Source organism: Enterobacter sp. Tr-810, from assembly GCF_011752765.1.
Taxonomy (GTDB): domain Bacteria; phylum Pseudomonadota; class Gammaproteobacteria; order Enterobacterales; family Enterobacteriaceae; genus Enterobacter; species Enterobacter soli.
In genome coordinates, this window is sequence record NZ_VWWW01000001.1 from 1307148 (window position 1) to 1331670 (window position 24523).

At 55.3% G+C, this 24523-nt stretch carries 16 protein-coding genes; 1 reads left to right on the forward strand and 15 read right to left on the reverse strand.

Going from position 1 to position 24523, the window contains the following annotated elements; all coding sequences use genetic code 11:
• Window positions 1-19 precede the first annotated feature (19 nt).
• Both guaA and guaB read right to left on the reverse strand, forming a co-directional pair.
• Window positions 20-1597 (reverse strand): glutamine-hydrolyzing GMP synthase, encoded by a 1578-nt coding sequence (gene guaA / locus F3J30_RS06135; protein ID WP_166716629.1) that lies wholly within the window; start codon window positions 1595-1597, stop codon window positions 20-22.
• A gap of 68 nt (window positions 1598-1665) precedes the next feature.
• Complete coding sequence (gene guaB, locus F3J30_RS06140) at window positions 1666-3132, reverse strand: IMP dehydrogenase (protein ID WP_014071321.1); 1467 nt, start codon at window positions 3130-3132, stop codon at window positions 1666-1668.
• A gap of 159 nt (window positions 3133-3291) precedes the next feature.
• Here guaB and xseA point away from each other — a divergent pair, with 159 nt between their 5' ends.
• A complete protein-coding gene (gene xseA / locus F3J30_RS06145) occupies window positions 3292-4665 on the forward strand; it encodes an exodeoxyribonuclease VII large subunit (protein ID WP_166716631.1) in 1374 nt (457 codons plus the stop codon).
• Here the strand turns inward: xseA and F3J30_RS06150 are convergent.
• From F3J30_RS06150 to F3J30_RS06210, 13 genes are all read right to left on the reverse strand, one after another.
• Entirely contained in the window at window positions 4662-4877 is a 216-nt protein-coding gene (locus F3J30_RS06150) for a zinc ribbon domain-containing protein (RefSeq protein ID WP_014071323.1), read from the reverse strand. The genes xseA and F3J30_RS06150 overlap by 4 nt on opposite strands.
• A gap of 53 nt (window positions 4878-4930) precedes the next feature.
• On the reverse strand, window positions 4931-5965 hold the full coding sequence (locus tag F3J30_RS06155) for a Gfo/Idh/MocA family oxidoreductase (protein WP_166716633.1): 1035 nt from the start codon (window positions 5963-5965) through the stop codon (window positions 4931-4933).
• Between the two features lie 63 nt (window positions 5966-6028).
• Entirely contained in the window at window positions 6029-7570 is a 1542-nt protein-coding gene (locus tag F3J30_RS06160; RefSeq protein WP_166716635.1) for a peptide MFS transporter, read from the reverse strand.
• A gap of 300 nt (window positions 7571-7870) precedes the next feature.
• Entirely contained in the window at window positions 7871-9346 is a 1476-nt protein-coding gene (der, locus tag F3J30_RS06165; protein ID WP_014071329.1) for a ribosome biogenesis GTPase Der, read from the reverse strand.
• A gap of 112 nt (window positions 9347-9458) precedes the next feature.
• The gene (gene bamB, locus F3J30_RS06170; RefSeq protein ID WP_014071330.1) at window positions 9459-10637 is read right to left on the reverse strand and encodes an outer membrane protein assembly factor BamB; all 1179 of its coding nucleotides are present in this window, start codon (window positions 10635-10637) and stop codon (window positions 9459-9461) included.
• Between the two features lie 10 nt (window positions 10638-10647).
• Window positions 10648-11268: a YfgM family protein gene (locus F3J30_RS06175; RefSeq protein ID WP_014071331.1), complete on the reverse strand. Its 621-nt coding sequence runs from the start codon at window positions 11266-11268 to the stop codon at window positions 10648-10650.
• Between the two features lie 13 nt (window positions 11269-11281).
• Entirely contained in the window at window positions 11282-12556 is a 1275-nt protein-coding gene (gene hisS / locus F3J30_RS06180; protein ID WP_166716638.1) for a histidine--tRNA ligase, read from the reverse strand.
• An 81-nt stretch (window positions 12557-12637) separates the two neighbouring features.
• Window positions 12638-13756, reverse strand: a complete 1119-nt coding sequence (ispG, locus tag F3J30_RS06185) for a flavodoxin-dependent (E)-4-hydroxy-3-methylbut-2-enyl-diphosphate synthase (RefSeq protein WP_014071333.1) — start codon at window positions 13754-13756, stop codon at window positions 12638-12640.
• 26 nt (window positions 13757-13782) lie between these two features.
• On the reverse strand, window positions 13783-14793 hold the full coding sequence (gene rodZ, locus F3J30_RS06190) for a cytoskeleton protein RodZ (protein WP_166716641.1): 1011 nt from the start codon (window positions 14791-14793) through the stop codon (window positions 13783-13785).
• 293 nt (window positions 14794-15086) lie between these two features.
• On the reverse strand, window positions 15087-16253 hold the full coding sequence (locus tag F3J30_RS06195) for a bifunctional tRNA (adenosine(37)-C2)-methyltransferase TrmG/ribosomal RNA large subunit methyltransferase RlmN (RefSeq protein WP_014071335.1): 1167 nt from the start codon (window positions 16251-16253) through the stop codon (window positions 15087-15089).
• Between the two features lie 168 nt (window positions 16254-16421).
• Window positions 16422-16853, reverse strand: a complete 432-nt coding sequence (gene ndk / locus F3J30_RS06200) for a nucleoside-diphosphate kinase (RefSeq protein ID WP_014071336.1) — start codon at window positions 16851-16853, stop codon at window positions 16422-16424.
• Between the two features lie 156 nt (window positions 16854-17009).
• On the reverse strand, window positions 17010-19334 hold the full coding sequence (gene pbpC, locus F3J30_RS06205; RefSeq protein ID WP_166716642.1) for a peptidoglycan glycosyltransferase PbpC: 2325 nt from the start codon (window positions 19332-19334) through the stop codon (window positions 17010-17012).
• Window position 19335: 1 nt separating this feature from the next.
• The gene (locus tag F3J30_RS06210) at window positions 19336-24294 is read right to left on the reverse strand and encodes an alpha-2-macroglobulin (RefSeq protein ID WP_166716643.1); all 4959 of its coding nucleotides are present in this window, start codon (window positions 24292-24294) and stop codon (window positions 19336-19338) included.
• Window positions 24295-24523 lie beyond the last annotated feature (229 nt).

A 24523-nucleotide genomic window follows, 5' to 3' on the forward strand; every position in this document is an offset into this window, starting at 1 on the left:
GGTTAGATCAGAGGGGGGGTTATTCCCACTCAATCGTAGCCGGTGGCTTACCGCTGATGTCGTACACCACGCGGGAAATACCGTTAACTTCGTTGATGATGCGATTAGACACGCGGCCCAGGAAGTCGTACGGCAGGTGCGCCCAGTGCGCAGTCATGAAGTCGATGGTTTCAACAGCACGCAGGGAAACAACCCAGTCGTATTTACGGCCATCACCCATCACGCCTACAGAACGAACCGGCAGGAACACGGTGAACGCCTGGCTCACTTTGTTGTACAGATCAGCTTTGTGCAGCTCTTCGATGAAGATAGCATCCGCACGACGCAGCAGGTCGCAGTATTCTTTCTTCACTTCGCCCAGCACGCGCACGCCCAGACCTGGACCCGGGAACGGGTGACGGTAGAGCATATCGTACGGCAGACCCAGCTCCAGACCGATCTTACGCACCTCATCTTTGAACAGCTCACGCAGCGGTTCAACCAGACCCATCTTCATCTCTTTCGGCAGGCCGCCCACGTTGTGGTGAGATTTGATGACGTGTGCTTTACCGGTTGCTGATGCAGCGGATTCGATAACGTCAGGGTAGATAGTGCCCTGTGCCAGCCATTTAACGTCTTCAAGCTTCAGCGCTTCTTCGTCGAACACTTCTACGAAGACGCGGCCAATGATTTTACGTTTGGCTTCTGGATCGTTTTCACCTTCCAGCGCATCGAGGAAGCGCTTCTCACCTTCCACGTGAACGATGTTCAGACCGAAGTGGTCACCGAACATGTCCATAACCTGCTGGGCTTCGTTCAGACGCAGCAGACCGTTGTCCACGAATACGCAGGTCAGGTTTTTGCCGATAGCACGGTGCAGCAGCATCGCGGTCACGGAGGAGTCTACGCCACCGGACAGGCCGAGGATCACTTTGTCATCGCCAACCTGCTGACGGATACGCTCAACGGCGTCGTCGATGATTTTTGCCGGGGTCCACAGGGCTTCACACTGGCAGATGTCACGCACGAAGCGTTCCAGCATCCGCATCCCCTGACGGGTGTGGGTTACTTCCGGGTGGAACTGTACGCCGTAGAAGCGTTTTTCTTCGTTCGCCATAATCGCGAACGGGCAGCTTTCGGTACTGGCAACGGTCACGAAATCGGACGGGATAGCGGTCACTTTATCGCCGTGGCTCATCCATACGTCCAACAGCGGTTTGCCATCTGCGGTCAGGGAGTCTTCGATACCACGCACCAGCGCGCTGTCGGTAACCACTTCAACCTGCGCATAGCCGAACTCACGCTCGTTAGAACCTTCAACGTGGCCGCCCAGCTGCATTGCCATGGTTTGCATCCCGTAGCACACGCCAAATACCGGAACGCCTGCTTCGAACACGTACTGCGGTGCGCGCGGGCTGTTCTCTTCGGTGGTGCTTTCCGGGCCACCGGACAGGATGATGCCGCTTGGATTGAATTCGCGAATCTGTGCTTCCGTGACATCCCACGCCCACAGTTCACAGTAAACGCCCAGTTCACGTACGCGACGCGCCACCAACTGAGTGTACTGAGAACCAAAATCGAGGATGAGGATGCGATGTTTATGAATGTTTTCCGTCATTGACGCTAATTCCGAGGCAAGTGAAACAGATTAAATAAATCGCCCGACACAAGGTCGGGCGAAGAAAATCAGGAGCCCAGACGGTAGTTCGGGGACTCTTTAGTGATCGTCACGTCGTGAACGTGGCTTTCCTGGATACCCGCACCGCTGATACGTACGAATTCCGCTTTAGTACGCAGCAGGTCAATGGTACCACAGCCGGTCAGCCCCATACAGGAGCGCAGGCCGCCCATCTGCTGGTGAATGATCTCTTTCAGACGGCCTTTATAGGCAACGCGACCTTCGATACCTTCCGGTACCAGTTTGTCAGCGGCGTTATCGGTCTGGAAGTAACGGTCAGAAGAGCCTTTGGACATCGCGCCCAGGGAGCCCATACCACGGTAAGATTTGTAAGAACGGCCCTGGAAGAGTTCGATTTCGCCCGGGGATTCTTCAGTACCGGCCAGCATGGAGCCTACCATTACGGCAGCAGCGCCAGCGGCGATAGCTTTAGCGATGTCACCAGAGAAGCGGATGCCGCCATCAGCGATAACCGGAACACCGGTGCCTTCCAGCGCTTCAACCGCGTCAGAAACGGCGGTGATCTGCGGAACGCCCACGCCGGTGACGATACGGGTAGTACAGATGGAACCAGGGCCAATACCCACTTTCACCGCGCTGCAACCAGCTTCAGCCAGAGCACGAGCGCCTGCACCAGTCGCCACGTTACCGCCAATGATTTGCAGGTCAGGATATTTCGCACGGGTATCACGGATACGTTGCAGAACGCCTTCGGAATGGCCGTGAGAGGAGTCAATCAGCAGCACGTCAACGCCTGCCGCAACCAGCGCATCAACACGCTCTTCGTTGCCAGCACCCGCGCCAACCGCAGCACCTACGCGCAGACGGCCATGCTCGTCTTTACAGGCGTTTGGTTTACGTTCTGCTTTCTGGAAGTCTTTAACGGTGATCATGCCACGCAGGTGGAAGTTCGCATCCACAACCAGCGCTTTCTCAACGCGTTTTTCGTGCATTTTCGCGAAGACCACTTCACGCGTTTCGCCTTCACGCACGGTCACCAGACGCTCTTTCGGCGTCATGTAAACGCTGACAGGCTGGTTCAGGTCGGTCACGAAACGCACGTCACGGCCGGTGATAATACCGACCAGTTCGTTGGCTTCAGTCACAACCGGGTAACCGGCAAAGCCGTTACGTTCGGTCAGGGCTTTAACTTCGTGCAGCGTGGTGGTTGGCAGAACGGTCTGTGGGTCGGTGACGATACCGGACTCATGTTTCTTCACACGGCGAACTTCTTCAGCCTGACGCTCGATAGACATGTTTTTGTGAATAAAGCCAATGCCACCTTCCTGTGCCAGGGCGATAGCCAGGCGCGCTTCCGTCACGGTGTCCATTGCCGCAGAGAGCATAGGAATGTTCAGGCGAATGGTTTTAGTCAACTGCGTGCTGAGGTCGGCAGTATTCGGCAGAACGGTGGAGTGAGCGGGAACAAGGAGGACGTCGTCAAACGTCAGTGCTTCTTTAGCGATACGTAGCATGGGCAATATCTCTGACCTGGGTGGTTAAATATTGCCGTGGCATTATACAGAGCGTAACCGATTGCATCCACACTTTTTTATAAAAAATACTTGCGCTCCCCTCTCAGCAAGTTACTATCGACTGAATAACTTGCTGATTTAGAATTTGATCCCGCTCACATGTTATCCTCTCAAACCCCCTCAATTTTTACTGTCAGCCGCCTAAATCAAACGGTTCGTTTACTGCTTGAGCAGGAAATGGGGCAGGTCTGGATCAGTGGTGAAATCTCAAACTTCACCCAACCGTCATCCGGCCACTGGTACTTTACGCTAAAAGACGATACCGCTCAGGTACGCTGTGCGATGTTCCGCAACAGCAATCGTCGCGTGACCTTCCGCCCGCAGCATGGCCAGCAGGTTCTGGTTCGCGCCAATATCACCCTGTATGAACCGCGCGGCGACTATCAGATTATTGTCGAGAGTATGCAGCCGGCGGGTGAAGGCTTACTGCAACAAAAATACGAACAGTTAAAAGCCAAACTCTCCGCAGAGGGTCTGTTCGACCAGCAGTTCAAAAAACCACTGCCCTCACCTGCGCACTGCGTGGGCGTCATCACCTCCAGGACCGGTGCGGCCCTGCATGATATTTTGCACGTGCTTAAGCGCCGCGATCCTTCCCTGCCGGTCATCATCTACCCGACAGCCGTTCAGGGTGACGATGCGCCAGCGCAAATTGTCCGTGCGATAGAGCTGGCCAATACGCGTCAGGAGTGTGACGTGTTGATCGTCGGCCGCGGCGGCGGTTCGCTGGAAGATTTGTGGAGCTTTAACGACGAGCGGGTAGCGCGGGCCATCTTTGCCAGCCTTATCCCGGTGGTGAGCGCCGTCGGACACGAAACAGACGTGACTATCGCGGATTTTGTGGCAGATCTGCGCGCACCAACGCCATCGGCGGCAGCAGAAGTGGTGAGCCGCAATCAGCTTGAATTACTGCGCCAGCTTCAGAACGGGCAGCAGCGTCTGGAAATGGCGATGGATTATTTCCTCGCCAACCGCACCCGCCGCTTTACGCAGATTCATCATCGCCTGCAACAGCAGCACCCTCAGCTGCGTCTGGCGCGTCAGCAGACGGTTCTGGATCGCCTGCGTCAGCGGATGAACCTCGCCCTGGATAATCAGCTTAAGCGCGCGGTATCACGCCAGCAGCGTGTGACCCAGCGCCTGAACCAGCAAAACCCGCAGCCGAAAATTTATCGCGCGCAAACGCGTATTCAGCAGCTGGAGTTTCGCCTGGCAGAGAACCTGCGTGCACGGCTGAGCAGCACCCGTGAGCGCTTTGGTAATGCCGTGACCCATCTTGAGGCCGTCAGCCCGCTCTCTACGCTTGCGCGTGGCTACAGCGTGACAACCGCAACGGATGGCAAAGTGCTGAAGCAGACCAAACAGGTGAAAGCCGGTGATGTGCTCACCACCCGGCTATCAGATGGCTGGGTGGAAAGCGAAGTGAAAGGCGTGACCGCTGCGAAAAAAACGCGGAAGAAAAAGCCGGATTAAACCGGCACAAATTCCACGCGTTTTTTAGAGATCAACCCGTGGCCGTTCTGACAGAAATAATCCACTGCTCCGCAGGCTTTTAGCACCTGGAGCGGCTTATGGCACTCCGGGCAGCGCGCTTCCAGCGCAATATCGTTGTTGCACTGTTCACAGTGCGCCACACCGTTTTGTGGCTCCAGCTCTGCATGGCAATCCGGGCAGATAATCGACATAGTGACTCCTTTGGCCAGGTATTCATTACTGCGTTAATTTTATCACGATGCGTTTAATGAGGGCCACGCAGCTGTTGCTGTAATGTCAGCAGCAGCTCAACCTCTTCAATCCTGCGTTGCGTCGTGCGGGGCACTTCCTGCGGATCGCGTTCGAACAGGCTTTGCGCCCCCAGAATATGCCCGGCCAGGCAGTGCTCATAGATGGAACCGGGCACGTGCCAGCGCTGAATGTCCTCGCCATCAACATGTTCCAGAACATCTTCTGCACCGCGTCTGTCGTGACTGATGATGCGTCCATCGCGCAGATAAATCCGCAGCCCTTTTTGCCCGCCAGACGGCCCGGCATATTTGTTTAACCAGAGATCGACCGGCAAGCCGCTGATCTGCCCCTGGAGATGTGCCTCGCCCTCTGCGGTGGTCATATCCCCTTTTCTGATATCGCGGCCCAAACGGTCCTTCGCGGTCACCACCTGCAAGGCCATATCGCCCTTTCCCCCCAGATAGCGCAAGGTTTCACGCATCATCGCCAGCACATGCGTGCCAATATCCAGGATAACGCCATCCGGGTGGCGCAGGGTGCGTGTATCCGGCTCGCCGGTGGCAAAGTTCAGCGCAATGGGCTCACCCGTCGCGTTAAACCCACTCGGCTCCTGAAGAAATCCTTCGATTCTGACAATATCAGCTACGGTGTCGACCAGCCCCTGATGCACGGTACCGAGACGCGCCATCCAGTGATCGAGCGCCAGCACGCGGCTAGCCGCACCGGGCAAAACCAGCAGAGTTTTCAGTTTTTCGATTTGGGTTAGCGTCGCGACGATGGGCTTTTCGACCACAATACGCCGGACCGGGGAAGCCAGCGCCTGCTCAAGCACCTCAAGATGGTGCAGAGAAGCCGTGGTGATAAACAGGGTATCGAGAGGTTGGGTGAGGAGTCCAGCAAGCGATGCGCATCGCGTCACGCCGCCGGGCTGCTTTGCGGGGTCAACATCAAACCCCAGACAATGTAGCGAGTCGCCGAAGCGATGTCGTAATGCAGGCAGGTATGCCGTTTCAACCACGGAGCCAAGTCCAACAAACCCTAACAGCATGTGCTTACCTCGTTGAGTAAATTGCCGGGGCATTACGCCTGCCCCGGCAACGTCGAGGTTTTATCAGGCGTTAGCGGCCGGTTTAGTCTGGGTATTTTCCAGCATCCGGCGTACCGGAACAATGAGCACAATCAGTACCGCGGCACAAATCAGCAGTGCGACAGAGCAACGGGCAAAGAGATCCGGCAGCATATCCAGCTGGTCGGCCTTCACATGCCCACCAATCAGGCCAGCCGCCAGGTTACCCAGCGCACTTGCACAGAACCAAAGGCCCATCATCTGACCACGCATTCTTTCCGGTGCCAGCAGCGTCATGGTCGCCAGGCCAATCGGGCTTAAGCACAGCTCACCCAGGGTCAGCATCAGAATACTGCCCACCAGCCAGAACGGAGAAACCCCCGCCCCGCCGTTAGCCAGCACATTCTGCGCGGCCAGCATCATCAGGCCAAAGCCCGCTGCGGCACACAGAATGCCAATAACAAATTTGGTGATGCTGCTTGGGCGAATGTTCATGCTCGCAAGCTTCGGCCATGCCCAGCTGAATACCGGCGCCAGAATGATGATAAACAGCGCGTTGACCGACTGGAACCACACCGCCGGGATCTCGAAATCGCCGATCATGCGGTTAGTGTAGTCGTTGGCAAACAGGTTGAACGAGGTTGGCTTTTGCTCAAACGCAGACCAGAAGAATGCGGCGGAAACCAGCAGGATGAAACACACCAGCAGTCTGGCGCGCTCTTTACGGTTGAGGCCAGCAAAAACAAACAGGTAGATGAAGTACAGCGCAACAGACGCGGCAATGACATAAACCAGCGTACTGGCAACCGCTACCGGGTTAATGACAATCACACCCTGCGCAATCAGCGTCACAACAACAGCCACACCCACGGCCAGCGCCAGCAGCCAGGCACCCACGCCTTTTCGCTTCACGACCGGGCTGTTCCAGGTGGAATCCAGGCCAACTTCACTGTCGTAGCGTTTCATGGATGGAACGGCAAACACGCGGAAGATCACCAGCGCCACCAGCATCCCGATACCACCGATACCAAAGCCCCAGTGCCAGCCATGAGTTTTAATCAGCCAGCCAGAAATCAGCGGAGCAATGAACGACCCCATGTTGATGCCCATATAAAACAGCGAGAAACCGCCGTCACGGCGTGCATCGCCTTTTTTATACAGAGTCCCGACCATCACCGAGATACAGGTTTTGAACAGGCCAGAGCCGAGCACAATAAACATCAGGCCGATGAAGAACAGGTTATTCCCCATCACGGCAGAGAGCGCGATCGACAGGTGGCCGAGGGCAATCAGAATAGAGCCGTACCAGACGGCTTTTTGCTGGCCGAGCCAGTTATCTGCCAGCCAGCCGCCCGGCAGCGCGGCGAGGTACATCGCACCGGCAAAAATCCCCACGATGGCAGACGCGTTCTCACGTGCCAGTCCCATGCCGCCGTCATAAACGGTTGCCGCCATAAACAGAATGAGTAACGGGCGGATACCGTAAAACGAGAAGCGCTCCCACATTTCAGTAAAGAACAGTGAGCCAAGCGGATACGGATGGCCGAAGAACGTTCGGCTTTCTTTTTGATTAACAGAGGATTGCATAATTCTCCCGAAAAGGTATGTCGTCGTGCTTGTAAACACCGCAAAACACGCCGACCAGTTATATATCTGGCCGATTTTTTGCCTGCGGCGAAGAGTTATTTAACCATTTGATAACCTGGTGCCAGTTTTGTCTAGTACCAACAGCAGGCCTTTAAGATGAAAGTTCGACAATCGTCTACTTTCTCAGATTTAAAATTGGCTAATAACGAATAGTGATTGACATCACACAGAGAAACATACGACAGGTTAAGACGAAAAAAAACCCGCGAAATACGCGGGTTATATGAAAGCTAGCAATGATTATTTGCTTTTCTTGATGTGCTTAATCAAACGCTTACGCTTACGCATCTGGTTTGGCGTCAGGGTATTGCGCTTGTTCGCAAACGGGTTATCCCCTTCCTTGAACTGGATACGGATAGGTGTGCCCATCACATCCAGCGATTTACGGAAGTAGTTCATCAGATAACGTTTGTAGGAATCCGGCAGATCTTTCACCTGGTTACCGTGGATAACCACGATTGGCGGGTTATAGCCACCGGCGTGAGCATATTTCAGCTTCACACGGCGACCACGCACCAACGGCGGCTGATGGTCTTCTGCTGCCATATTCATAATACGGGTCAGCATCGCGGTGCTCTGGCGACGGGTAGAGCTGTCATAGGCTTCGCGAACGGAATCGAACAGGTTACCCACGCCGCTACCGTGCAGCGCAGAGATAAAGTGCACGCGCGCGAAGTCGATAAAGCCCAGACGGAAGTCCAGGGTCTCTTTCACCTGCTCGCGCACTTCATTGCTCAGGCCGTCCCATTTGTTGACGACGATAACCAGTGAGCGCCCGCTGTTGAGGATAAAGCCCAGCAGCGACAGATCCTGATCGGAGATCCCTTCGCGCGCATCGATAACCAGCAGCACCACGTTGGCATCTTCAATTGCCTGTAGGGTTTTGATAACGGAGAATTTTTCCACCACATCGGTGATTTTCCCGCGTTTACGCACACCGGCAGTATCGATAAGTACGTACTCACGTTCATCGCGCTGCATCGGGATGTAGATACTGTCACGCGTGGTGCCAGGCATGTCGTAAACGACCACGCGCTCTTCACCCAGAATACGGTTAGTAAGCGTAGACTTACCTACGTTTGGACGGCCCACAATCGCCAGCTTAATCGGCAGATCCTGCGGGTTGAATGCCTCTTCAGGCTCTTCTTCTTCGCCCTCTTCACCTTCTTCGAACTGCGCCCAGTATTCAGCGTCTTCGTCCACTTCTTCCGGCGGGTTCACTTCGTCAACCCACGGCAGCAGAACGGTTTCGAGCAGGCTGGTCACGCCACGGCCATGAGATGCCGCGATTGGGTAGATCTCACCCAGACCTAACGACCAGAAATCAGCAATCGCCTGATCGGCATCGATGCCGTCAGTTTTGTTGGCCACCAGGAAAGTTGGCTTTTCACGCGCGCGCAGATGTTTGGCAATAGCGGAGTCCGCTGGCATCAGGCCAGCACGGGCATCAACCATAAACAGAACTACGTCTGCTTCTTCGATGGCCAGCAGAGACTGTTCCGCCATACGAGTTTCGACGCCGTCTTCTGTCCCATCAATACCGCCGGTATCGATGCAGATGAACTCACGTCCTTCCACTTCTGCACGACCGTACTTACGGTCACGCGTCAGCCCCGGGAAATCCGCAACCAGCGCATCACGGGTGCGTGTTAAACGGTTAAAAAGAGTGGATTTTCCAACGTTAGGGCGCCCGACAAGCGCGACCACAGGTACCATGTTTGAAGCCTCATAAAATTCAAAATCACGTCGCTTTCGCGGCGTTTTTAAAAAAGTCAAAACGGCCCCTGAGTTAACAGGAGCCGTTTAGTATACAACAACCGCTGAGTAATTAACGCGTGATCGCGTACAGCGTGCCGTCTTTTGCCTGGATCAGCAGTTTGCCATCAGCCACAACCGGTTCGGTCAGGAAGCCAGAGCTGTCAACTTTTTGCTGAGCAGTGAAGCGACCCGTTTCTGGATCAATCCAGTGCATATAACCTTCGCTATCACCGACAACCAGGCTGCCGTTATACAGCGCCGGTGCCGTCAGCAGACGGTGCAGCAGATCGCTTTGCGTCCACAGCGTTACGCCACCTTCGGTGTTCAGTGCCAGCAGGCGATCGTTCTGATCAACCATATAAATACGGTTGCCATCAACGATGAAATCATTCACAGAGCCCAGCTCACGCTTCCACATGATCTGGCCGCTGCGCAGGTCCAGCGCGGTCAGGTTACCATTATAAGCCAGCGCGTAAACCACGCCATTGACGATAACCGGCGTCGTGTCCACGTCGCTCAGGCGGTCGATTTCAGTCGAACCGGTCGCCTGGGAGATACGCTGCTGCCAAATCATCTGACCCTGCTGCATCAGTACCGCACTGACACGACCATTGTCGCCGCCAACAATCGCCGCGCCAAAAGCAGATGCCGGAGCAGATTCACCGCGCAGAGACAGTGAAGGCATATCCAGGTTTACCGTCCATTTCACCAGACCATCGGCTTCGTTCAGCGCCTGCAACTGGCCGTTGCTGGTATGGATCAGAACCAGACCATCGCTCACAACCGGGCGGGACAGCGATTCGCCAGCCACTGTGGTTTGCCATGCGATTGAGCCATCACTGGTGTTCAGTGCATAAACCTGCGCTTTTTCACTGCCCACATAGACGTGGCCGCCAGCAACCGTCAGGCCACCAGAGAGCAGTGCAGGCTTACGGGAGAACCAGCCATCTTTTTCCGCCAGGTTAACGGACCACACTTCTTTTCCGTCGTCGGAATTAAGCGCTTTTACCGTGCCTTTACGGTCGGCCGCATAGACAACGCTGTCAGCAAATGCCGGGTGCAGGTTGGAATAAAATTCACCAATACCGTCACCGACGGAAGAGCTCCACGCGGTTGACGGGGTAAACTGGTTTTCAACCGTTGGCAGCGGGGACATTTTTACAACATCTTCTTCGCCACTGAACAGTGAACAGCCACTCAATAACGTAACAGAAAGCAGTCCTGGCAGAAGTAATTTACGCAATTGCATCGGGTCCCTCTCAGACGGACAAATTATTTATTTTCATCTGCATCATTTCGCTCAGCGCAGGTGAAGCTTTGCTATCTACGCCAGCTTGCCACGCTTTACGCGCGCCCTCTTTATCACCTTTGCTCAGCAGTGCTTCACCGCGCAGGTCGGCAACAATGGCCGCAAAGCCTTCACCTTTGATGGTATCGAGCGTTTTCAGCGCATCATCGGCTTTTTTCTGTTGAACCTGGATACGCGCCAGGCGCATGTTGATGACCGCTTTCAGGTTTTCATCACTCGCCGCAGCAAGGCCTTGTGACAGCTGTGCTACCGCTTTATCCAGCTCATTTTTATCAACAAACTGCTGCGCGACTTCCAGTGCGGCCAGCGCACCGTAGGTGTTCTTGTTTTCAGCAGAAAATTTCTCGGCAGCGGTCAGCGTTTGCGGCTGATCGGCACGGATAGCGCTGATGGTGTTTTCATACGCCAGAGAAGCGCCACGCGCAGAATCAGCCTGATGACCGTTCCAGAAACGCCAGCCCACTAACGCACCCACACCCAAAATTACCCCAACAGCCAGTGCCTTGCCGTTTTCAGCAAAGAAGCGTTTAATCGCATCAACCTGGTCGTTTTCGTTCTCGTAAATTTCCACGCAGTTCTTCTCCTTAGGAAGTCAAAGCGCGCAAGTGCGCCGCAACGCCATCCTGCGTTACCGTTGTTTGCTCACCAGAGCGCAGGTCTTTAACCACCACTTCGCCGTTAGCCACTTCAGACTCACCCAGCACCAGTGCAACACTTGCGCCCCACTTATCGGCACGAGCAAACTGTTTTTTGAAGTTGCCGCCGCCATGGTTGGTCATCAGCTTAACGCCCGGCAGTTCATCACGAACGCGTTCGGCAAGCTGCATTGCCGCAGACTGCGTATCCGCGCCTGAGGCCACCAGGTATATATCGACAACGGAATCTGCTTTAAATTCCGGATTAACTGCCTGAACCAACAAAACAAGTCGCTCAAGGCCCATTGCAAAACCAACGGCAGGTGCCGCACGGCCACCAAGCTGCTCAACCAGACCGTCATAACGACCGCCTGCACATACGGTTCCCTGTGAGCCGAGGCTGCTCGTCACCCACTCGAAAACGGTACGGTTGTAGTAGTCCAGACCGCGCACCAGACGCTGGTTAACGGTATAAGAAATGCCTGCCGCTTCCAGCAGTTTGCACAGACCCGCGAAGTGCTCGCGAGAATCGTCGTCCAGGTAATCACCCAGCGCAGGCGCATCATTCAACAGCGCCTGGACTTCTGGGTTTTTGGAATCCAGAACACGCAGCGGGTTGCTGTACATGCGACGTTTGCAGTCTTCGTCCAGCGACTCTTTATGCTGTTCCAGGAATGCAACCAGCGCATCGCGGTAGTTCGCACGTGCTTCAAGAGAACCGATAGAGTTCAGCTCCAGAGAAACATGCTCAGAAATACCGAGCGCGCGCCACCAGCGTGCTGTAAGCATAATCAGTTCTGCATCGATATCCGGGCCTTGCAGACCAAAGACTTCAACACCCAGCTGGTTGAACTGGCGGTAACGACCTTTCTGTGGACGTTCGTGGCGGAACATCGGGCCGATGTACCACAGGCGCTGCTCCTGATTGTACAGGAGACCATGTTCGATGCCGGCGCGTACGCAGCCCGCCGTACCTTCCGGACGCAGTGTCAGGCTGTCGCCGTTGCGGTCCTCAAAGGTGTACATCTCTTTTTCAACCACGTCGGTCACTTCGCCGATCGCGCGTTTGAATAACGGGGTCTGCTCTACAATCGGCAAACGGATTTCGCTGTAACCGTAGCTGCCGAGCACCTGTTTCAGTGTGCCTTCAATGCGCTGCCAGATGGCGGTTTCGCCAGGCAGATAATCGTTCATGCCGCGGATGGCTTGAATGTTTTTTGCCACGTTTATTCTCTTTCTATATACAAAAAAGAACCCAAGGAATGGGTTCAATCATACATGGGAAGCGAGCGGCTTCCCATCACGTTATTTTTCAACCTGCTGGATGCTGATACGCTGCGCTTCATCCATCATCGTGGCTTTGGCGCGAATGCGGGCCTCAAGCTGGTCGATCATGTCGCTATTATCCAGACGATCTTTACGAATACCATCTTCATAGAGACCACTTTTCTTGTTACCACCGGTTACGCCAAGCGTTGACACGAGTGCTTCACCTGGACCATTTACCACACAACCGATAATGGACACATCCATCGGGGTGATAATGTCTTCCAGACGCTGCTCAAGGGCATTCACCGTACCGATGACGTCAAACTCCTGACGCGAACAGGTTGGGCAGGCAATAAAGTTGATCCCACGCGCGCGGATACGCAGTGATTTCAGGATATCGAAACCGACTTTGATCTCTTCAACCGGATCGGCTGCCAGAGAGACACGCAGGGTGTCGCCGATCCCTTCCGAGAGCAGCAGCCCCAAACCGATCGCCGATTTAACGGAACCGCTACGCAGGCCACCAGCTTCGGTGATCCCCAGGTGCAACGGCTGATCGATCTGCTTTGCCAGCAGACGGTAAGATTCAACTGCCAGGAATACATCAGAAGCTTTCACGCTGACTTTGAACTGATCGAAGTTAAGACGATCCAGATGATCCACATGGCGCATAGCGGATTCAAGCAACGCCTGCGGCGTTGGCTCGCCATACTTTTCTTGCAGATCTTTTTCCAGAGAACCGGCGTTTACACCGATACGGATTGGAATATTTTTGTCACGTGCGCAGTCCACCACCATGCGGATACGTTCTTCGTTACCGATGTTGCCTGGGTTGATGCGCAAGCAGTCAACGCCATATTCGGCGACTTTGAGTGCAATACGGTAGTCGAAGTGAATATCTGCAACCAGCGGGACACTGACCTGTTGTTTGATCAGTTTGAACGCCTCGGCGGCATCCATGGTTGGCACGGAAACGCGGACAATGTCCGCGCCGACACGTTCTAATGCTTTGATTTGATTGACCGTAGCTTCCACATCCGTGGTGCGCGTGTTGGTCATCGACTGGACGGCGATAGGAGCCCCATCGCCGATTGGCACATTCCCAACGTAAATCCGTTTCGATTTTCTACGTTGAATCGGAGCCTGGTTATGCATGAAAAATCTCCCGCGTTGCCCGTCTGTTACTGTGCTGCTGATTGTTCGGCATTAACGGTAAGACGCGCAACCTGGTTAGTTCTGATAAAGCGACTCAGATCGACAGGTTTTCCCTGGTACTGGATCTGTACCGCTGCCGGAGCGCCGATTTTAAGTTTGTAAGGTGCCTGGCCGGTTAGGTTTAACGTGCCATCTTTACGCTGTAAGCCGCTGAAAAGTTTTTTACCGGTTGCATCGGTCACTTCTAACCAGCAATCGGCCGAGAAGTTCATCACCAGCGCATTCGGGTTAGCCGCAGCATTCGCTACGCCCGCCTGATCGGTTGGCAGTGGTTGAGCCGCGCTTTCCGCAGGCGCAGATGCCGCTGGCGTGGTTGCCGCGGTATCAACATTCGCCTGAGAAGGGGCTACAACGGTATTATTTGGTGCTGGCGCAGCAGGATTCGCTGCTGGCGCTTGTGCCTGAGCCGGGTCGGTTGCAGGTGCATCTGTTGCAGCCGTTTGCGGGTCGTTAGACGTTGCCGCATTGTCGGTGTTCAGCGGCACGTTCTGTGCGTTATCGCTACCTGCGTTGTTCAGCTCGGCGGAAGATTGATCGGCCATGGTGGTGATCTCTTCCTGCTGCGCTTTGTGGTTTTGCCACCACCATGCGCCCGTCAGGCCAATAACTACAAACAGCACCAGCCAGGTAAAGCTCATCAACCAGCCATCACGTTTTTTACGACGTTTCCCCAGCGAGAAGGTCTGCATCGGCGCAACTTTTGCTGCACGCACCGGCGCCTGCTTCTCGATCATAGGCAGTAATTCTTCTTCGGGGATATGCACCAGTTTTGCGTAAGAGCGGATATAACCACGCAGAAATGTTGAAGCCAGATCGGCAGGCGCCTTATCTTCTTCAATATCGCGAACCGTGGAAACCTTCAGGCACAAGCGTTCTGCAACAGCTTGCTGGCTGAGTCCGAGTTGTTCACGGGCGTTGCGAAGACGAACGCCAGTGGAGAGTGCTTCATGTTGGTCGTGAGTGGCTTCAGTATTCATTCGCTACAACTACTGGTACGTGAAAAATAAGGGTTCAGGTGCCGGTGAGTCACAATGCCACCCGCACCGCGAAACTTCTGGTCAGTTAACCTCGAACAGACAGTATAAGACTGTCAGCCCGTAGATGACAGTAAAGCCCTGCCTGCGCAGCCAAACTGTTTTTAGGCCGTTACATACTGCCCGAAAGTCGCATGAAACGCACCGTAATTATTAATCAATCATCACGAATATGACTGATTATTCAGTAAGATTATGCGTCACGGCGACGATGATGCGCCGTGACTGCATAATAATCAAACAGCTTTCACCGCGATTGTCTCACCCTGCATACGTTTACGCAGCGTTCGTTTCGTACGGTCAATCACATCACCTGCCAGCTGTCCGCACGCGGCATCAATATCATCACCACGTGTTTTACGCACGATAGTGGTGAAACCGTACTCCATCAGTACTTTGGAGAAGCGATCGATACGGCTGTTCGAGCTGCGGCCATACGGCGCGCCCGGGAACGGGTTCCATGGAATCAGGTTAATCTTGCACGGCGTATCTTTCAGCAGCTCAGCCAGCTCGTGTGCATGCTCGGTACCGTCGTTCACGTGATCCAGCATCACGTATTCGATGGTTACGCGACCCTGGTTCGCATTGGATTTCTCCAGGTAACGGCGAACACCGGCGAGGAAGGTTTCGATATTGTACTTTTTGTTGATCGGCACAATTTCGTCACGAATCGCATCGTTCGGGGCATGCAGGGAAATCGCCAGCGCAACGTCAATCATGTCGCCGAGCTTATCCAGCGCAGGCACAACACCCGAGGTAGACAGGGTCACTCGACGCTTGGACAGACCAAAGCCGAAGTCGTCGAGCATGATTTCCATCGCCGGAACGACGTTGGTCAGGTTCAGCAGGGGTTCACCCATGCCCATCATCACCACGTTGGTGATGGGACGCGTGCCCGTCACTTTTGCTGCGCCCACGATTTTAGCCGCACGCCACACCTGGCCGATAATTTCGGACACGCGCAGGTTACGGTTAAAGCCTTGTTGAGCCGTAGAGCAGAATTTGCACTCCAGCGCACAACCGACCTGAGAAGAGACGCACAGCGTGGCGCGGTCATCTTCCGGGATATACACGGTTTCAACACGCTGATCGCCTACTGCGATAGCCCATTTGATGGTGCCATCGGCAGAGCGTTGCTCTTCTACCACTTCTGGCGCACGGATTTCGGCCACTTCTTTAAGCTTATTGCGCAGCACTTTGTTGATGTCAGTCATGTCATCAAAGTTGTCGCTGCAATAGTGGTACATCCATTTCATGACCTGGTCGGCACGAAACGGCTTCTCGCCCATCTCTTTAAAGAATTCGCGCATCTGCTGACGGTTCAGATCCAACAGGTTGATTTTTCCATTTTTATTTGGAACCGCAGGAATGACGACTTCGGAGGTATTCACTAGTTCAGACATAATTTTTTCCGGCCTCGTTGTTACACGTTATGGCCCGTGGAGGGTTAAAAAGAAACGCCCCAGAAAGCATCTGCTCATCCGGGGCGTTGCATTGTACAAAGTCTGGCGCAGGGATGCCACGTCTGCACGCGGCATTTACGAAAATAATGTGTAAACGAAACCGTTAAATTAACGGGTACGTGGACACACTTCGCCTTCAGCGAAGAAGAAAGCGATTTCGCGCGCAGCAGATTCTACAGAGTCAGAACCGTGGGTGCCGTTCTCGGTGAAGCTGTCAGCGTAGTCAGCGCGCAGAGTACCTGCCAGCGCGTTATCCGGGTTGGTTGCGCCCAGCAGATCGCGGTGACGCTGTACTGCATTTTCGCCTTCCAGTACGGAAACGACGATTGGGCCAGAAGTCATGAACTCAACCAGGCCGTCGAAGAATGGGCGACCTTCGTGCTCAGCGTAGAAACCGCGAGCCTGTTCAACGCTCAGGTGCAGCATTTTGGTGCCAACGATTTTGAACCCTGCTGATTCAAAGCGAGCGAAGATGCTGCCAATAACGTTTTTTGCCACCGCGTTTGGTTTGATGATGGAAAAAGTACGTTCAATAGCCATGATAACCTCTGTCAAATGTTCTGTTGTTTGCATACCGGAGTATGGTGTGGCGCGGATTATAATGAGCAATAGCGCCATTGCCTACGGATCTAAGTAACATTTTTTTAAAATAAGATGAGTTTTAGCAACAGCTCACATCTAAAGGCCACTATTTCGCTACTGAAGCGTAAAGTTCACCGTTGTTACCTGACCTGCATCATCCATTACCAGTAACTGATAATCACCTGACTTATCAAGCTGTAAAGTGTAAACCCTACCTTTCACATCCAGCGGTTCCCCGTTTAAAAACCACCAGCGTTCGCCGCTACTGCCACTGGCCAGGAGAGGCAGCGACACACGTGCTTCACCCGGCAGACGCTTGATAACGGCCCCTTCACGCACGCCAGAGAGGATGAGCGGTGCCGGAGAATCCTGCGCTAACGGCGGACAAACTGCAGACGCCGCGGGGATCCTTGCAGCCCGCCGCTCGGCTGCCGGGAGCCACGGTTCCAACGGCAGCGGCCACACGTCCACAACCTTCTCTGTGGCATCCGGGCAATCCGCGGCAACACGCTTGCCCTCTTTACTCAGCCAGATGGGGAAGCGGATACCGCGAACGCCTTCCTGCTCCGGCAGCAGCAACGTAGGTGGCTCGCTGCCATCCAGTAGCCAGGTCGAAAGGCGACGGCGGCAGTTCTCGCTACCTTCCGGCAGAGACTGCCCGCCAGGCCAGCAGATAACACCGCGCCCAACCGATGCCGGACGTGGGTCGCGCGGCAGACGCGCTTCAGCAATCGTTGAGCGAGACTGAAGCATGTTATTCACCTGATTGAGCAACGGAACCGCACTCGCGAAGCCAAACTGTCCAGCTACTGGCGTACCGTCCGGCCGTCCGGTCCAGATCCCAATGATATAGCGGGCATTAAGGCCGATAGCCCAGGCATCCCGATAGCCATAACTGGTGCCGGTTTTCCACGCAAGCGGCATCACCTGTGGCAGCGCACCATCCGGCAGTGGTTGTGCCTCGTTTGCCAGGATCCGGCGAATAATCCACGCCGCACCCGGTGACAACAAAGGGCGCTCCAGGATCGGATCGCCTGGCCGGACACGCAGTTTTGCCGCTTTGCCGTGACGGGCAAACGCGCTGTAGGCAGCGGTGATATCCGCAAGCCTTGCTCCTGCGCCCCCCAGGATGAGCGATAAATTGGGCTGAGCACCCGCAGGCAGAATAAGCGGAAGCCCGGCATTGCTGAGCATTCCGGCAAAACGTTTTGGCCCGTAGGCTTCCAGCACCTGCACCGCCGGGAGGTTCAGCGATCGCACCAGCGCTTCGCTCATACTGACGGGCCCATGAAATCCGCTGTCGAAATTACCGGGCCGATAATCCCCGGTGCGGCGCGGCACATCCTGTAGCAGTGACGCAGGATGGATCAGCCCCTCGTCCAGCGCCATGCCATAGATAAAGGGCTTGAGTACCGAACCCGGCGATCGGATCGCATTGACCATATCCACGTGGCTGAACCGGCTGTCGTCGTTGATATCCACGGAACCTACCCAGCCGCGCACTTTCATGTTGGTATGATCAACGACGATCATCGCCAGAGAGCTTCTTTCCGGCAGGCGCGCCTTCCAGTTAAGCGCCAGCTCCTCAAGCTGTCGCTGCAATGACGCATCCAGCGTGGTGATGATTTTGTTGTCCCGGCTTTTGCCGAGCATCATCCGCGAAAAAAGCGGTGCCAGCTGCGGCATTTGCCGTGGCGCCAACCAGATGGCCTCTTCACGAGACTCTTTAACCTGCTGAGCTGACCAGACGCCCTGAGTCACCATTCTGTCGAGCACTTTATTGCGCGCGGCTTCGGCACGCTCAGGCCATCTGTCAGGGCGCAACCGGCTTGGCGCCTGGGGTAAAACGGCCAGCAACGCGGCTTCCGAATAGCTTAGCTGCGAGGGCGGTTTGCCAAGATAAGTCCAGCTGGCCGCGCCCACGCCCTGTAACGTGCCGCCAAAAGGCGCGCGGTTCAGATAGAGCGTCAGAATATCGCGTTTTGAGAGATGCCATTCGAGCTGGACAGCCCGCCAGAGCTGGCGGATTTTACCGCCAAAGGTACGCGGATGCGGGTCGAGTAACCGTGCAACTTGCATGGTGAGCGTGCTTCCCCCGGACACCACTTTGCCGGAACTCAGATCCTGCCAGGCCGCACGCAGCACGGAAAAAGGGTTAACGCCGGGATGATCCCAGAACCAGCGGTCTTCATACTGGATCAGGGCGTCGAGATAGCGCGGAGAAACTTCTTCAATGGTCACCGGATAACGCCAGATCCCTTCGCTGTCGGCAAAGCGCCACAGTGGCGTCCCCTGCTCATCCACCACCACGCGCGCGGGATTAACCTCTTTGAGCGGTAACGGCCACAGGCGATCGGCGGCAATGATTAGCCCCCATAAAACGAGAAGCGCTCCCGCGAGCTGAAGCCAGCGGGAGCGTGTCAGACGAGCTATCTGCATGTTATGGAACGACAATCAGCGGGCCACTTGCCGCACCCGTTGCCCGCCACTGCGGAACATACATGGATTCCACCATCGGAGCCGGCACCTGATAGGTTCCAGGCGTTACGGCGCGCGCCAGATAAACCAGCGTTACCGGCTGGCCGTCACTGACAGGAACCGCCGCCACAAAGCGATCGTCGCGGAACTCCATATGCTGAATATCCGCCTGCTGCATCTGCGTCAGCAGGTTCTGCACCTCGCTTCCGCTGTCCTGCAAGCTGGCACTACTGTTTGCCAGATTCTGATTCTCCAGCTCCAGCCCTGCCGGGAGCAAATCAACCACCAGCGCATCCGGGACGTTCTGGTTGGCTTTCACATCAAGCCATACCAGCACCAGTTCACCACTTTTCAGCGAAGAGAGCGATTTGGTGCTGCCATCGGTGGCCAGAATATGTCGTTCGATCTGCAATACGTTAGATGACGGCTGAGGCGCATATTCCGGGTATCCGCTGCTATCAAGGCGGATCCAGAGCGGCGTCGTGCCGGTGTTGGTCACCTGCAACGCACCGAGCTGGTCGCCATTGACGTTTTGCACCTGCGCATTGTCGCCGCTGAGTGGTTTATCCGCCAGACTGGTCGTGGCCTGCCAGGCGCCGGAAAGCGTCGGCAATGCACGGCCAGCGAGGAACAGCGCATTGCTCTCCTGAGTGGAGAGCCAGCGCTGACTAAACGCCTGTTCAGAAAGCGTGTTCAGCAAAGTGTTTTGCGCATCCGGCAGCAGCTTGTACTCTTCCAGCAGGGAGAGCATCAGCGCGTTGTCGCGAAGCGCGCTGCCGTAATCGGCCATCCAGTTTTTGCTATCGTTACGCGGCGTTTTGATGGCCAGATCCAGCGCCTGCTGGCTGCGTGGCGCATCCCCCATCAGTTTTAATGCCATGCCGAGCTGCATCAGTGGCAAGCCAGACGCCGCCTGACCATGACGATCCCAGATTTCCCGCAATGCGCCGAGTGGTGCTTTTTGCTGACGTGCCAGCACCAGCGCGGCATAAGCCTGAACCGCAAATTTGCTGGCCTGAGTATCGTCGCTGTAGCGAATTGACATCATGCCCGGGTCCTGCAAATAGCGCAGCAGGCGGTTATTGGCATTATTGATGGCATCGGCCGGAACGCTGTAGCCCTGCTCTCCAGCACGCACCAGGAAATCGGTCACATAGGCGGTGAGCCAGTACTCCTCCTGACCATTTTTATCCCAGAGCGCAAAGCCGCCGTTATCACGCTGCATTTGCAACAGACGAGAAATCCCGATGTCGATCGCAGCACGACGCTTATCATCGCTATCCCCTTTAATGCCCAGCGCCGTCAGTTGTGCGGCGTTGGTATAAAGCGACGGGAACAGGCCACTGGTCGTCTGCTCAAGACAACCATATGGATAAGCCTGCAACTCACGAATATAGCGTGCCAAGTTCAACGGTGGTTTACCGCTAAGCAACAGCTGCCCCTGCAAGGTCGCAGGAGCTAACCCATTGATATGCTGAGCAGGTGCAGTCCAGGACTCACCCGGGTTCAGCATTGCTCCCGTATTTACCGTCTGGGCCGGGAACGCCGGACGAACGCCGATTTTCCAGCTTTTTTGCTGCGGTGCGAAGGTTTCACCCGGAAGCGTAAGCCCTGTTACCTGAGCGGTAATTTCACCGTCGCCATAACCCGCGAGCGCCCTAACCGGGATAAACAGGGTAGTTCGCACACCTGGTGCCAGCTTAACCGGCTGCGGCTGCGCGCTTTCCAGGCTCAGCAAGCCGGATGCCGTTAAGGCAACGTTCAGGGTCTGCGGTTGATCGGTCAGGTTTGTGACATCCAGCGTTAACCTTGAGGTATCACCGCTGGCGAGGAAGCGTGGCGTGTTCAGTTCAGCGATAACTGGCGCCGCGACAATCACTTTGCTTTCGCTGCTGCCAAAGTCGTCTTCCGTCCAGGCCTGCGCCATCAGACGTAATTCGCCGTTGAAATCACCAATCGGCATCGTAATAGTGCCTTCGCCGTTGGCATCAAGCTCTACGGGTTGCGCCTGCTGGGCGATAATGGTGACGTGATTCACCGGCGGTTTACCACCGCGTTTCAGTTCATCACCATCACCACCAAAACGCAGCGCCGCCATACGGCCCTGGCCTTCGATAACCTGGCCGTAGATATCATAAATATCTGCCCCATAACGCTTCTGCCCAAAGAACGCCTGCCAAGGATCTGGCGTGACGTAATCCGTAATGCTCAGCACGCCACTATCCACCGCAGAAACCAGCACGTTGACTTTCTGTGGCACCGCGCCCTCTTTCACGCTGGCTTTCACTTTCACCGACAGCGTCTGATTTGGGCGCATTTTTTGCGGATTATCGAGCACAATATTCAGGCGACGATTTTCGTCACCCATTGGCAGGTGCAGCAGCCCAACAGCACGTTTTGGCGTGGCCGATTTAGATTTATCGCCCGGACGCACCACCAGCGTGCTGAGATACAGATCGTGACGCTTCCAGGCTTTATCCACCGGAATAGCCAGATCAAGACCGTTGGCCGGAACATCGATTTCTTTCCACCACAGCGGCCCTTCGCTGGATTCAATCATCGCGTAGCCTTTGCCTGCGGCAGGTGCGGCAATGTGAAGATTAATGGTGTCGCCAGGCTGGTAAGACGGTTTATCCAGCTTCAGCGTCACACGGTCGGGACGCGCCGCACCGGTACCATCGCTGTTATCCTGCCAGCTGTAGCCGGCCCAGAAACGCACACTACTGACCGTATCATCCGGGGCTTTGACCTCCAGACGATAAGAGCCCCACTCCACTGGGAAGGTCACTTTACCGGTCTGATCGGCGGCGATATCGAGCGATTGCTCACCTTCAACCAGATCTTTTTGATCAAACTGAGACTGCCATCCGTCAGTTTCTGACCAGTTCCAGAAGTAATCCCGACGTTCGCGGATAAGCCGGACCTGTAGCCCTGAAACCGCTTTTTTCGCTCCGCTGGCATCGGCATAGACGATATCAAAACCGGCATTGCTGTTTTCATCCACAATAGGCTGATTGACGGTGGTGTCTGTGCGGTAGTCATATACCGCTTTGCTGGCAAACTCCGGGCGGATCCCCGGCAAGGTTTGCGCTGGCCAGATGGCCTGCTCTGCGCGACGAGTCACCGGACGGCCGCCAGATTCCAGCAGGCTGGCTTGCAGAATCACCTGTAACGGCGAGTGCGCCTCTTTCCACTGGCTTTCCGCTGATACCTCACCCCGGCCCTGCTCGTTAAGCGTGAGCTGCACTTCATCCAGGCTGCGGGTCAGGTTCTCTTCCGCGATATCGCCAAACTGGAAGCCCGGCAGTGCCGACACGGCCTCACGCAGAGGACGCAGGAATAACTGCCCTTGCAGGCTGTTTCCGTTGGCGGGCGCGCCATACAGGTAATAGCCCGTCACATCAAACCTGACGTCATCTGCCGGGGACACCGGCGTTTTTTGCCCAGTCAGATTTAACGCCATTCGCTCCGGCATAAAATCTTCGACGTGGAAATCCCACATCCGTTGCAGGTTATCGCCAGTATTGGCGCGAATATGCCACATACCGGTTTGCGCCCCGCTGTCCAGCGGATAGGTAAAGCGATACAGACCGTTTTCTGGCTGAACCACCAGGGTGCGTGCCACCTGTCCATCCGGGCGCAGCACATCAAGTTTCACCGGTTGTGCAGGCAGTGGCTTACCGTCACTGTCACGCAGCAGGCCGTTGAGAATAACGGTTTCACCCGGGCGATAGAGATCGCGCGGGCCAAACATAAAGAACTGTTTGCTGTAACCCGGCGCACCGGCGATATCAAATTCAGCCAGATCCAGCGCCGGAAGTTTCAGGTCGAGCAGCGTGGTCTGCCCGTCTTTGCGCGCCAGTATTAACGCAGCTTCTTTATCGGTCTCAAGCCTGGCGTGGCCGTCAGCATCGCTGGTGCCCTGTGCCAGCGTCTGGCCTTTATCGTTGAGTAATGCGACCTCAATACCGGCCTGCGCCGCGCCGTTTTCCAGGCTCTGGGTAAAGATATCGAGGCGATTATGATAACGGTGAGCGGACAGACCAATGTCGCTCAGGGTAAAGAGGGTTGCCGCATTGCTGTAGTTGTAATGTCCCGCCTGGTTCATCACGGCGATATACACGCCGGACTGTTGCAGCGGTTTGATATCACTCAGGGGTAGCAGCAGTTTTTCCCGTGTGTTTCGCGCCGGGTTGAGATCAAAACGGCCGGTATAGACCAGATCGGCCATTTTGAGCAGATTGTCAGACTCCCAGTTGGTGAGCGAGTTACGGTATTCCCACTGGCTGACAAACGATGCCAGGGACTCTGGCTTCACGCGGTAGAAATTAACATCCACGTTGTTGACGTTGAGCGCCATCACCGGCAGCCCTTCCACCACTTTTCCAGGCAGCAGCGATCCGCGGCTGGCAAAACCGACCGTCGGTTCAACATCCCGGGTGGTGATCGCTTTTTCGTAATCAATGCCAAAGGTGGCTTTGTTCAGCGCCAGCAGGTCGCGTTCGACGGTAATCACCAGATTGCGGTTCGGCTCGAGGTGACGCAGACGCAGCTCTTTCAGGTTGGGTGCCAGCTCCCACGCGCCATCCACTTTGCCGCTTTTCTTGTCCACTACGTGCACCGTCTTTGCAAAATCCTGGTCGGGATTGAGCGGGACAGAGAATGTCAGAACTAACGTAGCCGCGCCGTCGAGCTGGATTTCAGACGCATCCAGTAAGGTGAGAGGTTTACCCTGGCTGGCAGAGGCCAGCTTCGCCAACTGCGCGCTATCGGGTTTTGCCGGAGTGTTCTCTTTCGATGGACTGGCGCTTGCAGGTGCCGGGGCCGAAGCCTGTGGTTTATCGTCGCCGTTATCACAGCCGACAAGCGTAAAAGTGGTAAGCAGCGCGAGAGAGATCGCGGCTAAACGAAACGGTTTCATCCTTTATCCCTGGCCCATCGGGCCTGTTGGTCGTCATCCGGTTAAGTATTATCCGCAAGTTTCATTAATACAAAAAGTCTAAATTGAGATTCTGGAAAGCACCTCGCAAAGAGTTGGTACCTCACAACCGATGCTGCAACGCCGATCACACCCTCAAACGTCACATGTTACCTTTCACGTCATTTGTTTTTAAAACAATCAGATAGCTGGATGAACCCGCCAGTTGCCT

Excerpts from the sequence above, each read along its gene's own strand:
- guaA (WP_166716629.1), bottom strand. The coding sequence starts at position 1,597 with ATGACGGAAAACATTCATAAACATCGCATCCTCATCCTCGATTTTGGT.
- guaB (WP_014071321.1), bottom strand. The coding sequence starts at position 3,132 with ATGCTACGTATCGCTAAAGAAGCACTGACGTTTGACGACGTCCTCCTT.
- xseA (WP_166716631.1), top strand. The coding sequence starts at position 3,292 with ATGTTATCCTCTCAAACCCCCTCAATTTTTACTGTCAGCCGCCTAAAT.
- F3J30_RS06150 (WP_014071323.1), bottom strand. The coding sequence starts at position 4,877 with ATGTCGATTATCTGCCCGGATTGCCATGCAGAGCTGGAGCCACAAAAC.
- F3J30_RS06155 (WP_166716633.1), bottom strand. The coding sequence starts at position 5,965 with ATGCTGTTAGGGTTTGTTGGACTTGGCTCCGTGGTTGAAACGGCATAC.
- F3J30_RS06160 (WP_166716635.1), bottom strand. The coding sequence starts at position 7,570 with ATGCAATCCTCTGTTAATCAAAAAGAAAGCCGAACGTTCTTCGGCCAT.
- der (WP_014071329.1), bottom strand. The coding sequence starts at position 9,346 with ATGGTACCTGTGGTCGCGCTTGTCGGGCGCCCTAACGTTGGAAAATCC.
- bamB (WP_014071330.1), bottom strand. The coding sequence starts at position 10,637 with ATGCAATTGCGTAAATTACTTCTGCCAGGACTGCTTTCTGTTACGTTA.
- ispG (WP_014071333.1), bottom strand. The coding sequence starts at position 13,756 with ATGCATAACCAGGCTCCGATTCAACGTAGAAAATCGAAACGGATTTAC.
- rodZ (WP_166716641.1), bottom strand. The coding sequence starts at position 14,793 with ATGAATACTGAAGCCACTCACGACCAACATGAAGCACTCTCCACTGGC.
- F3J30_RS06195 (WP_014071335.1), bottom strand. The coding sequence starts at position 16,253 with ATGTCTGAACTAGTGAATACCTCCGAAGTCGTCATTCCTGCGGTTCCA.
- ndk (WP_014071336.1), bottom strand. The coding sequence starts at position 16,853 with ATGGCTATTGAACGTACTTTTTCCATCATCAAACCAAACGCGGTGGCA.
- pbpC (WP_166716642.1), bottom strand. The coding sequence starts at position 19,334 with ATGCAGATAGCTCGTCTGACACGCTCCCGCTGGCTTCAGCTCGCGGGA.
- F3J30_RS06210 (WP_166716643.1), bottom strand. The coding sequence starts at position 24,294 with ATGAAACCGTTTCGTTTAGCCGCGATCTCTCTCGCGCTGCTTACCACT.